Below are 13,143 nucleotides of genomic sequence, written 5' to 3' on the forward strand. Positions count from 1 at the left end.
TTGACATTCCTTCCTGCTGTTGTTCTCCCAAATAAAAAAGACGATGAAGATATCCTCTCCCCGTCTTTAGGTTTGTCTCGCGACTTAAATATTAAATTTAAAATGTTTATATTACCACCTCCTAAAAGTAGGTATGAAAAAAGCACCTACTAATGTAGATGCTAAAAAAAATATCATGAATAAATATATGTTAAAACCACTTTGACTTTTCTTTTCTAAATTTAGGAATCTCTCCATAAGCATATGGATTATAATTATCTATATTACATCCAAATTCTTTTAATTCTATTATTTTATTATCAAAATCCCATTTAACCAAAGAAATTCCATTAAATTCATCAATTTTCCCATTATTCATCACTGATTTAAAATGCCATTCCACAATTGATTGGTCTTTAAAGTCTAAAAATTGTACAATATCCCATGTTTCAACTTTTGCACGACTGTTCCATTCTTTAAACCATAACTCGAGTGTACTGCGATTATTATACTTTGGCCCCCAACTTTCTGTATACACAATATCATTAGCAAAAATATCTTTAATTCCTAAGTCTTGTTTTTTTATCCACATATCAAACCATAAACGAATAATATCTTCTCTATTCCTCATGAATATCACCTCAAAAATGTTTCTATTTTATTTATATACCCATATTAAAAAACAATCAACCCCCTATCATCATAAACAGATTCACTCGTATCATTGCCACACCTTATAGCCCTATCAAGAGCCATAATTGTAGCAATAACCCCATCTATTTTTTCTGTAGATTTTTCCTTATCTGCTTTTATATTTCCAGCAGGATCAGTTCGTATGAAGATATTATCCATCATCCACCTTAGAACTGGATGACCTCCATGGGCTATTTTTCTTTCAAGGGTTAGTTTCATTAATTCTTTTGTTGGCGGAGACATGTCTTTAAATCCTTGACCAAAAGGAACGACTGTAAAACCCATGCCTTCTAAGTTTTGAACCATCTGAACTGCTCCCCACCTGTCAAAGGCAATTTCCCTAATGTTATATATCTCACCTAAGTCTTCTATAAATTTTTCTATAAAACCATAATGGACTACATTGCCTTCTGTTGTCATAATATGGCCTTGTTTTTTCCATAGATCATAGTTTACATGGTCTCTTTTTACTCTTAGATCGAGATTGTCTTCTGGCAACCAAAAGTAGGGTAATATTTGATACTTATCATCTTCGTCTATTGGAGGAAAGACTAAAACAAAAGCTGTAATATCTGTTGTAGATGATAGGTCAAGACCTCCATAACAAACTCTTCCTTTTAATTCTTCTTCATTAACAGCAAAATTACAGAGGTCCCATTTTTCCATAGGCATCCACCTGATTGCTTGTTTGACCCACTGATTTAATCTTAACTGTCTGAAGGCATTTTCTTCAGTTGGATTTTGCTTAGCCGATTCACAGGCTTGTCTTACTTTTTCTATAGGAACTGTAATTCCAAGAGAAGGATTTGCTTTATGCCATACTTTTTCATCTGTCCAATCATCTTCTCTGTCTGCTCCATAAATCACGGGATAGAAAGTTGAATCAGTTTTTCTTCCTTCAAGTATGTCGACTGCTTTTTGATGTGTTTCGTAGCAGATTGATTTGGTATCTGTTCCTGCAGTTGTTATGAGAAAATATAGGGGTTGAGTTCTCGCATCACCAGACCCTTTTGTCATAACATCAAATAACTTTCTGTTAGGTTGAGTATGAAGTTCGTCAAAGACTACACCATGAATATTAAATCCGTGTTTAGAATAAGCCTCTGCAGATAAAACTTGGTAAAAAGAATTAGTCGGCTTATATATCATCCTCTTTTGAGATGCTAGAATTTTTACTCTTTTAGATAAGGCTGGGCTCATCCTTACCATATCAGCTGCAACATCAAAGACGATAGTTGCTTGTTGCCTATCAGCAGCACAACCATAAACTTCTGCTCTTTCTTCTCCATCACCACAAGTTAGAAGAAGTGCTACAGCAGCTGCAAGTTCAGATTTCCCCATCTTCTTTGGTATTTCAACATAGGCTGTATTAAATTGTCTATATCCCGTATCTTTTACAATGCCAAATAAGTCTCTTATGATTTCTTCTTGCCAGTCAATAAGCTTGAAATCTTTACCTGCCCATCTACCTTTTGTGTGTTTAAGGCATTCTATAAAAGTAACAGCATAGTCTGCCTTGTTTTTATCATAGTGAGATGTAGGTAGCATAAATTTTGTTGGTTTATATTTCATTTGACCTCCTTCCTTGAAAAATAGGCATAAAAAATAGCCACTTGCTAGTGACTTCTACTACGACAAATAGAGCCTAAACTCTATTTGGATTTTTATTTTATCTTTGTCTTGCTATGTTTAATTCTTTGTATGCTTTCTTAAGTTCTCTTCCTAGTGTTTCTGATTCACAAAATAATTCAAATTCTTCTTCGTTTAGGTTTCCTTGTGACTCTTTCCAAAGTTCTTCATGAACTTGGTCTGCACATTTCTTTGCTGTTCCTGCTATGTCTAAAAGGTTAATAGCTGCTCCAATCTTGCCTTCTTTTGATTTTTTTATTGAGTTTTCTGCGTATCTTTTGCAAGCTTTAACTTCTGCTTCTAATCTTTCTAAAAGGTCTTTTTTCATGGTAATGCTCTCCTTTTCTTTTGTTGTACACATATTCCCGTACACCGAGAGATAAGTCAAGCAATCATCTTGCTTAACTCTCTATTTTTATTCTTAATTTCTCTTGAAAAGAAGTGCAGGTGTATATTCTTTTTCTTCTTTGTTTTCTTTAAAGTTCCAATTAGTCCTTCCTGTATCTATTTCAATCAAGTCTATAGGAAAGTACCCTTTTCTTTTAAAACTTTTTAACCCTTTCATAAGACCTGTTGACTGGTCTGAAATTGTAAATTCTTGTATTCCAAATCTTTCAAGATTCTCTATCATATCTTCGTGATTATCTACAAATCCAATGTCATCAAAGTTTATGATGTATCGCCCTATCCTTTGGGATTCCCTATATGCCCAATAAAATCTGTAACTGATTTTATTTTCTTCGAATTCTTCTTTTTCTTTAATGTTTTCTAACAATTCAATCTTTTTCATTTTTGTACCTCCTCTTTTGTTGTACACATATTCCCGTACAATAGAGGAATAGTCAAGCAATGTATGGTTATTTATTTAGATTTTTCAATAATATCCTCCCTAATAATTACATTTAACATCGAACCATTATCCCATTTTACTAAGATTGATCCAAGGGCATCTACCCCATAAACTGTGCCTAAAGTTCCAACTGGTGGAGCCTGTCCATCTTCCATTTGGATTAGTTTTACTCTTGTACCTACTGGATACGTCTCTTTCAATTTTTGTATAATTTCCCTTGAAATCATCTAATCACCCCACATACATATATCACTCAATCTAGGATTTATATCAAGTCATATTAATAGCATCTTCATACTTATATTTTTTTCCATCTCTTAAAAGGCTTATATCTTTATCACTACCCACTAAATTTAAATATCTTTTTACTGCTACATCAACAAATTTAGGTTCTATTTCTATTCCATAGCAGATTCGATTAAGCTCCTCACAGGCAATTAATGTAGATGCACTTCCTAAAAATCCATCAAGGACTAAGCCATTTGTTTGAGTTGATTGCTTTATTAAATAAGCAATAAGTGGTACTGGTTTTGATGATGGATGACCACATCCTTCTTTTTCTGAATCTTTAATTCCATCGAATTCAAAGACTGCTGTTTGTTTTTGATCTCCATACCAGTTATGTTTTCCATCTTTTCTCCAACCAAAGATAATAGGCTCCATATTAAATTTCCAATCTGTTCTCATGAAAGGAGCTCTTGGTTTTTTCCAAATAAGCCCTGCACCAACTTTAAAGCCTGCATCTTCAAAAGCATCATAGAAAACTCTAGCTTTCATAGTTGCATAGAATTCATAAATTGATGCATCCTTAGCCATTGCGTCTTTAAAGTTTGTAAAGACCTTCATTAAAAATTCATAGGCTTCCTTATCATTTAAGTTGTCATTTTTGATTGTTCCCGATTTATTTTTTAATTCAACAAAATATGGTGCATCAGTACATACTAAATTGACCTTAGTTTCACCTAGTAACTTTTCAAAAGTATCCCCTAGAGTAGAATCTCCACAGATAACTTTATGTCTTCCTAGAGTCCAAATATCTCCTTCCTTGGAAAAAATAGGCTTTTTAAGTTCTTCTTCAACATCAAAGTCATCTTCTTCAGCCTCTACACCAAGGTCAAAGAGCGAAGATAATTCTTCAGTTGAAAATCCTGTAAGCTCTACATTAAATCCATAATCTTCTAGGGATTCAATTTCAACTCTCAATAGTTCTTCATCCCAACCAGCATCAAGACTTAGCTTATTATCAGCAAGTACATATGCTTTTCTTTGTGCCTCTGTAAGATAATTTTCTAATATGCAAGGTACTTTTTTAAGTCCAAGTTTCTTAGCTGCAAGAAGTCTGCAATGCCCAGCTGTGATTACATTGTCATCTGAAATTAGGATTGGGTTTAAAAATCCAAATTCTTTTATTGATGCAGCTACCTTATTTATTTGTTCGTCAGTATGCGTTCTAGCATTATTAATATATGGGATGAGTTCATCTACATTTTTTAATTCATATTGTAATAGTCCTTCTTTCATTAGATGAGCCCCCACTTTGCAAATTCCTCAAAACCACCAATAGATTTTACATAGTCTTTGGCAATTTCTACTATTTCTTCATAGGCTTTACCATCAACAGTTTCATCTCCAATTGCACAGAATAATTCAATCTCTCTATTTTCTTCTTGTGCCTTTAGGTGGGCATAAATATTAATTGATACATCAGCCTTGGATAGGTCTTTGCCATGAAGGCCCCCACCAGTTACTGATCTTCCCATGTCAGATCCGAGTTTCCTATTGGTCGCTCCAGTATCAACATTAAACCCTCCAGTCCAATCTCCCAATGGATTTACTATTGCTCTTGGATAAATTGATTTTAAAATTTCCGTAGATACATTAGACTGGCAAATAATAAGTTTATCTCTATCGAGAATATATTTCCCATCATATGGGTAGTTCCTATAAATTTCTCTGGCTATAGTTGAGAGTTTCTTTTCTTCTTCAGATATAGGCACTCCCTTAAAAATTCCATTGTCTCCACATCTTATATTATCTTTCTGATTATTTGATAGGTGGATATCCTGTTCTACAATTTTAATATCTGCTATGATCTCTCCAGCTATCCTCTTAATTGCTGTTTCAATTTCTTTTTTATTTAGATTACAGTCCGTTTCTATAATCACATGACAATTTCCATGTCCCAGCAAAACTTCAACTGCTATTTTAGGATTATCTTTTTCTTTATATGCTAAATCTACAATTGCACCAGCAATACAATCTGCTATTTTATCTGGATGCTTTGGATTTACTTTTTCAAACAATACAATTACCTCCTTTGCCTTAGTAATTTTTCCATCATATCTTCCCCATAGTCTTCATAAACTTCAGTACAGTTTTCTTTTACAATGTCATAAATCTCATACCATAAAAGATTAGCTGTCTTTTGAAACTGGCTAGACATCTGTACAAAAGGGGATGCTATAACTCCTCCTGTAGTAGGATGCTTACCTAAAAGTCCAAATTGACTTATTGCCTCTTCACATTGAATGTATCTTGCAAAAGCCTGAGAGTATGATTCTAATAATCTTGGATTTACTAAGTTTTCACAGTTCCTCTGTTTTAACCAAGACCATGTCTCTTTATATATTTCATCTGCACCTAGTGGTATTCCATTCTTTTGTTTTGCAGATAGATAGTCACTAGGTGTTGGCATATCTGTTCCATCAAGAACTGCTCCATCTGGTAAGTCAACTGCATCTATTTCTTCTGGAGTGAATGTTGGAATATCATTCATTAGTATTTCTACTTTTTTACCTTTTTCTATTTTTTCAGCAGCAGGCTGTGGTTTCCCTCCTGCTTTTACTCTTCTTCCACCTCTATATGTTCCGTCCTTAGCGATAGTATCACCTCCTAATACTTAAATATAAAATCTCCCTTCAATAAACAATATCGTTTACTGTAGGGAGATTTTAATTTAACTATGTTTGTCTAAAAATAGAAAAGATCCTCAAATTTCTTTTCTAAAGCAATGCAAAGTATCAAAGCTAATTTAGCAGTGGGGTTAAATTGACCAGTTTCAATTGAGCTGATTGTATTTCTTGAAACACCCACCTCATCAGCTAACTGTTGTTGTGAATAGCCTTTTTCTTTTCTTACTTCTTTTAAATGATTTTTGAGAACTAGTTTATCATCCATAATCCATCACTACTTCAATGTTATAAGGTTAGCTACAAATAAGGCAATTCCTATAATCGCCATAAGTATCCCCATTAACAATTGCTTTCTCTCTTTTAGTTTTGCATACTTTACAAGTTCTTTAGTTGCTTCAATACTAAAATAAATACTTAGTATTCCATAATTAAAGGAATTGAAGAAAAAAGCTTCAATTCCAAATAGGATGGCAGCAACAGCTAATCCGATTTGGCTGGAAATTTCACCTGCTTTTTTAAAAATATCAACCATCATCTCATCGTGATATTTATACTCCTCACGACTTCTTGCTATAACTTCATCTCTCTTCATATTCATTCTCCTTTATCCTTTTGCCAAGTTTACTTGGTATTTATATTATATCATGCCAAGTTTTATTGTCAATAGGTTAGAATAAATATTTTACTTTTCGAATGATATTCTTTAATACCCCCTTTGAACCCGTTTTTTTGTGCGTGAGAGGGCGGCACCGTTGGTAGGGAAATCAGCTTTTAAGATAACGACTCCCCCTCCCTCAAAACTTTTCTCGTCCAAATCTATCTCCACGCTCAGCATGAATCTTTGAGTGACAAGATTTACAAAGACTCATAAGATTATCTTCGTCATTAGTTCCACCACGAGAAAGAGGAAGTATGTGATGTACTTCCTCTACCTTTGTCATTCTATTTTCTTTTAAACACATTTCACAAAGTGGATGTTCACTGACATATCTTTTTCTTATAACCCTCCATGCTTTTCCATAACGCCTATGAGTGTTAGGATCTCTTTTATATTTTTCATAGTTTTTATTGTATTCTTTTTCATGTTTCTTACAGAATCGTCCATCAACTAATTCAGGACAACCTGGATGTGAACATGGTCTCTTAGGTTTTCTCGGCACTTTATCACTCCATAAAGAAAGCCCTGAAGATTAAATCTTCAAGGCTCTTTTAATTATTCTTTTGCTATTTTAATAATACTACAACTCTATAGTGACATTCTATGACATTTCATGACAGGATTTAATTAGCTTTGAAGTTTCTTTTAACCCCAGATTGTGAAGTCTATGAATATGTCTAATATCATAATTCATATCAACTGCTATCTTCTCCCAAGATTCAAAACAAAGATATCTTTTTTCTAAAACGACTTGAAGTTCTTTATCTTCAATCTTTTTTATTGCTCTTACGATTTCTTTCTTTAAATCCACCAACTTATCTATGTCCCTATTAATTTCTTCTTGAAGGTCAATAATCTTAACAATAGTATCTTCAAGTTTTGATGGTCCTCTATTAGGACTCTTAGGCATATCGGATAAGGTTGATGTAGCTTTTGTAGCTAGTGCATTTAAACTTTCAACTTGCTCTAGCTTACTGTTAATTCTTTTGTCTAAATAAAAAGCTTGTTTTAAATATTCTTTTGCGTTCATTTCTTACCTCCATAAGTTTTTGAGGTAAGTTATCCATATAACTTCTACTCTTGTATTAATCTTAGCAAATTTTGATAGTGACATTCTATGACATCAACTCTCTAGATTTGCTTTTACTGCATCTATAAGTGCAGCTTGTGTTTTGTTCTTATTTTCTAATGCTTTTATAACATCTTCATCAATAGTTCCTTTTGCCAGTATATGATGAATCACAACTGTTTCTTTCTGTCCTTGTCTATAAAGTCTGGCATTGGTTTGTTCATAAAGTTCTAAGGACCATGTAAGGGAAAACCAAATAAGTGTTGAACCTCCAGCTTGTAGGTTAAGTCCATGACCAGCAGATGCTGGATGGATAATGGCAACTGGAATCTTACCTTGATTCCATTCTTTAAAGTCCTCACTTGTCTTAAGTTCTATTACATCAAACTTGTCTTTTATTCTTTTTAAATCTGACTTATACCAATAGGCTATTAGAACAGGTTTACCATTTGCACCTTCTATTAAATCTTCTAAAGCATCAAGCTTTCTATCATGAATATGAATCATATTTTTATCTTCATCATAAACAGAGCCTGATGCCATTTGCAGTAACTTATTAGAAAGGGCTGCAGCATTAACAGCATCTATATCTTTATCCTTAATACTAACAACCAAGTCTTTTTTTAAGGTCTCGTAGATATCTCTTTCTTTATCTGATAGATTTACAAAGACTTCATTGTTTATCTTCTCTGGCATTTTTAGATAGTCTTCAGCTTTCATAGAAACTGTGATATCTGATATCTTTTCATAGATTGCATCTTCAGCAAAAGGAAGTGGCTTATAGGAATAAATGATTGGTCCGTTTCTCTTATCTGGTTTGAAGTAGATTTCTCTGTACTGACCAATAAATCTTCCAAGTCTCTCTCCCATATCAAGCAGTCTAAACTCAGCCCATAAATCCATTAGACCGTTAGATGATGGAGTTCCAGTAAGACCAACTATTCTTTTTACCTTTGGTCTAACTTTCATCAAGGCTTTAAACCTCTTTGACCTATGAGATTTAAAAGATGATAATTCATCAACTACGATCATATCGTAGTTGAATGGTAGTTCGCTCTTATTTATTAGCCAGGCTACATTCTCCCTATTGATTAGATAAATGTCCGCTTGTTTATTTAATGCTTTTATTCTTTCTTTTTCACTTCCTACGACCACTGAATATTTTAAGAAATCAAGGTGAGACCACTTTTCTATCTCTTCTTTCCAAGTATCCCTGGCAACTCTTAATGGTGCTACAATTAAAACTTTAGAAATTTCAAAAGAATCAAAGAGTAAATCTTTTATAGCTGTTAGGCTTATAACCGTCTTGCCGAGACCCATATCCAGTAGAAGCGCCGATTCTTTATTTTCTTTTATAAATTCAGTAGCATATTTTTGATACTTATGTGGAGTATATTCCAATTAGTCACCTCCGATTCTCTTTATTATTTCATCAATGTTTTCTTTGGTATCAAGAACATAAACTTTAAAACCTAAATTTTTAAATTGTCTTATTCTTTTTTTCTGAATTGGTCTTGGTTCTCCTCCAGGTCTTTTTGTTTCTACAAATCCAATCTTTCCTTTAGGTAGAAGTATTATCCTGTCTGGTATTCCCGTCATTGAAGGAGATGTAAATTTAAGACAAAGACCTTCATGGAGTTTCACTTTATCTACCAATGCTTTTTCTATTTCATTTTCTAACATATAAACCTCTATTTTTAGCCATTGTGCAAGTCGTGAAACTCTATTATATAACCTTTATATATAACTAAAATTTAATTTACCTACTATATAATAGTTATATATATGACATTCACGACCTGCACTTCTTGTATTTTTACACAAAGTCTGACTTTAATTTAAGTCCATTTATCACAATTCCTTGATTAGTTTTTCTCCTCATAAATCCATTGGATGAAAGAGCAGAATAAAAATCTGTTGTAGACCTTACATAATCTCCAGTTCTTAAACAATAGGCTCTATATTCTTGATAGACTTCTCCAGACTTCTCTTCAAATGATGAATCAATCTCACAACACTCACTTAAGAAATGCTTGAACCAGTTATTTGATTCCTTATATTCATTGATGGCATCAGCCACCTTTTTAGGTAGGCTGAATTTAAAATCTTCATCAATAGCCTTTTTAGCACCCTCGATTAACCACTTGAGAACTGCTCCCCCAGCCTTATCTACTAAATAATCAGTGTAGTTTTTAATATCACTACTACCCTCTATCTTTGCCTCAAAAGGAATTACAATAAGTCTCCTCCAGGTTCCTTCATCTAAGGCACTCACCTTTGGTAGGTGGTTAGTATATAGGACAAGGGTGTGAGAAGGTATGAACTTGAATGGATCTCGATATTTTTTCTCTGCTACAATCTCATCTGTAGAACAAAGCTGTTTAACATTTGAAGTATTTAACCTTAATCCTTCTTGAAGTTCAGCTGCAATTAAAAGCCTTTTACCTCTTGTTTCAGCGAGTTCTGGCTTGGCATTTCTCTTAGAATTAACTGTAAGAATATCTGCTGAGATTGACCCACTATATAGATTAAGAACTCTTGAGATAGTATTCCAAAATGTAGACTTTCCATTTCTTCCATCACCATAAGCTATAATGAGAGCCTCAATATATACTTTTCCAATAAGAGAAATTCCTGCTACTTTCTGAACGTATTCTATAAGTTCACTATCTTTTACAAAAAATGTCTCTAAGGCATCAAGCCATATATCCATATTTTCATCACTTGGATCTACAGATGCTTCTTTTGTTATATAGTCTTCTGCCTTATGGTCTCTACACTCTCCAGTTTTCAAATCTACTGTAAAAGATGGTGTATTAAGCAAGAACTCATCCGTATCAAGTTCTCTTTGGTCTATTTCTAACATTGGCTTTGATTCTTTTAAAGTTGCATGAATAGCTCTGGTGTCCCCTCGTTTTATAGCATATTTCTTATATGCCTCAAGCGAAGTTAATTTATAGTATATAGATTTTTGATTTTTATCAAAAACTTCCATTGCCTTTTTCTCACTCATAGAAGACATAATATCCCTAATTCCTGATTTCTTAATGTCTTCATCCATTTTCAAAAGTTCATTGTCTATTTCTTCTATTTGTTTTAAAACTAAATCTTGAGAGTATCCTTGTGCTTTTAGTTCAGATTCCTCCCAGTAGGAGTCGTTGTAAACAAGAAAACCTGTAGAAGGAGAAAATCGAATTCTGTCTTGATATTCTCTTACAAAAACTTCTGCTTGACCTATGTCTGAAAATTCTGACGGTCTTAAATTTATACCTTCAGTGTATTCTTCAGGTGGAACATAATCTTCACTTGCAGCTATTTTTTTATAGAATTTACAAGCAGACTTCCAGATTTGTTCCAATTCATCATCTGGGAGTGGTGGTGAGCAAAGACTAGCTTTTTTATCGAATAATTCTCTTGCCTCATCTGTATTTCCATATCGAATGAGAACCCTACCTGCAAAATGGTTCATAGTTGAGTTTCTAGAGCCTTGCTGAATCAAGTCTTGAGAGTTATCAAAATTTTCAAAGTCATCTTTTAAAATATCAGTTATATATTTCCTTCCCCTAACTATTTCAACGGCAGGATTCTTAACTCCAAAGAAAAACCTCGCTCCATCTAAGGCATTCCCATCAAAGAAAGTATAAGTCTCTGATAACCTTTCTTTTATCCCTACATATTCAGCTAAATTTATAACCTTAGGAATTGGAAAATATATGTGCATTCTCGGTCTTGCAGCTTTTCCATTTTTTTCTTTTCTATGGTTTCTGCTATAAACTATGGTAAATTTAACTCCGTCAAATATTCTCTTTAAATCATTAGCTAAAATCCAGTCATCTGGATTTTCTGAATGGTCGTTGTCTATATCCATAGGAACACATTCTGACTCTATAAAATTATCGTTGGACCTGTAGGAGTTTTTATACTTTGCCATTACATGGTCAAAACTTGCAGCTTTCTCAAAGGACCTAACATCTACTGCATTAACCTCATTTGGATAAACACAATTTGACTCCACTCCTATTAAATTTGAGGTGTATATCTTCAATTAGGATACCTCCTTTATATATCGAATCTTCATTTTTCTCTTCTCAGCAACTCTTATTTCTTCTGCCATTCCAGGACTTATGTTGTCACCAAAGACCCAGACTTCTTCACATTTTCCAAGAAGGACATAATTAAAATGCATGGCAAGTCTTCTCTCACTTTCATCACTCATAAACTGAGGAAATAAAAGATGCGGTGCTATTGGTATATTTCCTTTATCCAAGGCATAGCGAGAATACTTCTGTGCCTTGATTACATTATTTTCTACATCTCCAGAAAATGGACTGCAGATATATACCAGGGGATAGTATCTCTTCTCTGCATTTTTAATTGCTTGATAAGGAGTGGGATCCTTGCACCCACTCCTGTTGTATAATTCTTTATTCATAAATATTCCTCATTGTCTCACTACAAGTATTACAGCAAACTTGGGTAGAAAATAAATCGCCATCTTCCAATACTTTATTTAATTCTACTCGAACTTCTTTTCCACACTTTGGACAGGTGCAAAAGACATTCTCATCATTTATTTCAATGCTTATTTCCATAGAATCATTGATTTTTTCTTTCACATAAAACATTTTGTACCTCCAATTTTTGCTTGTACCATTCAAGGTGTTTCTTTCTATCTTGATAATTAGGAAATGCTACTAATAAACCAATATCTACCTTTTGCAAGGTTTCAATCATCTCTATTTGTGATTGATTCAGATATGGTCTTATACTTTTTCCTTTTGGTATATCATTTTCTAATCTAAATTCTTTTGCACTCTTACCTAAAACGATACGATTCAGCATGTTACACTCATTACTAAAGTGATAAGCTTTTGGATTGTCATGAAGCAATCTTATATTCTCGGTTAAAAGAGGGAATTCTTTTCTAGCTGATACTAGAGTCTTTATGAATTCTTCCATCTCGTTAAATTTCTTAATATAGAGCTCTTTAAATTTCATGGCTTTTTTGCCCGTGTAACCCATAGCTAAAATAGTAAATCCATCTCTAGTTAATAAATAACATGGTAGATTTCTTCCAGTTACATCCTTATAACTGCTGAGCTCAAAATTGAGTTCAATAAATTCTTCACTCAGCCCAGATTTGGGTTGAGTGATTGTTTGTATATCTCTCATAACATGAGAGTGCCTCTTTTCAAAAAACTCTGCTACAAATCTACTGTCCACTCTTGCAACATCATTGTGATCTGCAAATATTCCATAATCGTTCTTTGGTATTAATTCCTTCATTAAATTACCTCCTGTGAATTTTTAAGAGGTTTCCCTCCTAAATCACAGGCAAAGAAATAGAGGAGAT

18 protein-coding genes are annotated in these 13,143 nt (G+C 33.5%); all 18 read right to left on the reverse strand.

The genetic code is table 11. The annotated features are described in order from the left end of the window. Window positions 1-190: 190 nt before the first annotated feature. On the reverse strand, window positions 191-610 hold the full coding sequence (locus GAN53_RS00010; RefSeq protein ID WP_002834879.1) for a nuclear transport factor 2 family protein: 420 nt from the start codon (window positions 608-610) through the stop codon (window positions 191-193). Between the two features lie 44 nt (window positions 611-654). After that, window positions 655-2,244 carry a terminase large subunit gene (locus GAN53_RS00015; protein WP_151409010.1) on the reverse strand — a complete coding sequence of 530 codons (1,590 nt, stop codon included), beginning with the start codon at window positions 2,242-2,244 and terminating at the stop codon, window positions 655-657. Between the two features lie 97 nt (window positions 2,245-2,341). Continuing rightward, window positions 2,342-2,629 (reverse strand): transcriptional regulator, encoded by a 288-nt coding sequence (locus GAN53_RS00020; protein WP_192574069.1) that lies wholly within the window; start codon window positions 2,627-2,629, stop codon window positions 2,342-2,344. Window positions 2,630-2,722: 93 nt separating this feature from the next. After that, window positions 2,723-3,091: a hypothetical protein gene (locus GAN53_RS00025; protein ID WP_151409012.1), complete on the reverse strand. Its 369-nt coding sequence runs from the start codon at window positions 3,089-3,091 to the stop codon at window positions 2,723-2,725. A 71-nt stretch (window positions 3,092-3,162) separates the two neighbouring features. Then, the gene (locus tag GAN53_RS00030) at window positions 3,163-3,378 is read right to left on the reverse strand and encodes a DUF4314 domain-containing protein (protein ID WP_151409013.1); all 216 of its coding nucleotides are present in this window, start codon (window positions 3,376-3,378) and stop codon (window positions 3,163-3,165) included. 43 nt (window positions 3,379-3,421) lie between these two features. Next, on the reverse strand, window positions 3,422-4,672 hold the full coding sequence (locus tag GAN53_RS00035; RefSeq protein WP_151409014.1) for a site-specific DNA-methyltransferase: 1,251 nt from the start codon (window positions 4,670-4,672) through the stop codon (window positions 3,422-3,424). After that, the gene (locus GAN53_RS00040; RefSeq protein ID WP_151409015.1) at window positions 4,672-5,454 is read right to left on the reverse strand and encodes an S-adenosylmethionine synthetase N-terminal domain-containing protein; all 783 of its coding nucleotides are present in this window, start codon (window positions 5,452-5,454) and stop codon (window positions 4,672-4,674) included. The genes GAN53_RS00035 and GAN53_RS00040 overlap by 1 nt, the downstream gene beginning before the upstream one ends. Window positions 5,455-5,459: 5 nt before the next feature. Next, entirely contained in the window at window positions 5,460-6,032 is a 573-nt protein-coding gene (locus tag GAN53_RS00045) for a P27 family phage terminase small subunit (protein ID WP_151409016.1), read from the reverse strand. An 89-nt stretch (window positions 6,033-6,121) separates the two neighbouring features. Then, window positions 6,122-6,328: a helix-turn-helix transcriptional regulator gene (locus GAN53_RS00050; RefSeq protein ID WP_004816384.1), complete on the reverse strand. Its 207-nt coding sequence runs from the start codon at window positions 6,326-6,328 to the stop codon at window positions 6,122-6,124. A gap of 9 nt (window positions 6,329-6,337) precedes the next feature. Continuing rightward, window positions 6,338-6,655, reverse strand: coding sequence for a DUF6442 family protein (locus tag GAN53_RS00055; protein ID WP_151409017.1), 318 nt, complete (start codon window positions 6,653-6,655; stop codon window positions 6,338-6,340). A gap of 202 nt (window positions 6,656-6,857) precedes the next feature. Next, a complete protein-coding gene (locus GAN53_RS00060) occupies window positions 6,858-7,223 on the reverse strand; it encodes an HNH endonuclease (protein ID WP_151409018.1) in 366 nt (121 codons plus the stop codon). Window positions 7,224-7,322: 99 nt separating this feature from the next. Further along, complete coding sequence (locus GAN53_RS00065) at window positions 7,323-7,751, reverse strand: hypothetical protein (protein WP_151409019.1); 429 nt, start codon at window positions 7,749-7,751, stop codon at window positions 7,323-7,325. Window positions 7,752-7,844: 93 nt separating this feature from the next. Next, window positions 7,845-9,191, reverse strand: coding sequence for a DEAD/DEAH box helicase (locus GAN53_RS00070; RefSeq protein WP_151409020.1), 1,347 nt, complete (start codon window positions 9,189-9,191; stop codon window positions 7,845-7,847). Further along, window positions 9,192-9,473: a VRR-NUC domain-containing protein gene (locus GAN53_RS00075; RefSeq protein ID WP_151409021.1), complete on the reverse strand. Its 282-nt coding sequence runs from the start codon at window positions 9,471-9,473 to the stop codon at window positions 9,192-9,194. It lies immediately after the preceding gene. A gap of 133 nt (window positions 9,474-9,606) precedes the next feature. Beyond that, entirely contained in the window at window positions 9,607-11,835 is a 2,229-nt protein-coding gene (locus tag GAN53_RS00080; RefSeq protein ID WP_151409022.1) for a phage/plasmid primase, P4 family, read from the reverse strand. Then, a complete protein-coding gene (locus GAN53_RS00085; RefSeq protein ID WP_151409023.1) occupies window positions 11,836-12,222 on the reverse strand; it encodes a DUF4406 domain-containing protein in 387 nt (128 codons plus the stop codon). Then, window positions 12,215-12,415, reverse strand: coding sequence for a hypothetical protein (locus GAN53_RS00090; RefSeq protein WP_151409024.1), 201 nt, complete (start codon window positions 12,413-12,415; stop codon window positions 12,215-12,217). The genes GAN53_RS00085 and GAN53_RS00090 overlap by 8 nt, the downstream gene beginning before the upstream one ends. Continuing rightward, the gene (locus GAN53_RS00095; RefSeq protein WP_151409025.1) at window positions 12,387-13,076 is read right to left on the reverse strand and encodes a Rha family transcriptional regulator; all 690 of its coding nucleotides are present in this window, start codon (window positions 13,074-13,076) and stop codon (window positions 12,387-12,389) included. The genes GAN53_RS00090 and GAN53_RS00095 overlap by 29 nt, the downstream gene beginning before the upstream one ends. Between the last annotated feature and the right edge of the window lie 67 nt (window positions 13,077-13,143).

The organism is Anaerococcus sp. Marseille-P9784, from assembly GCF_902500265.1.
Taxonomy (GTDB): domain Bacteria; phylum Bacillota; class Clostridia; order Tissierellales; family Peptoniphilaceae; genus Anaerococcus.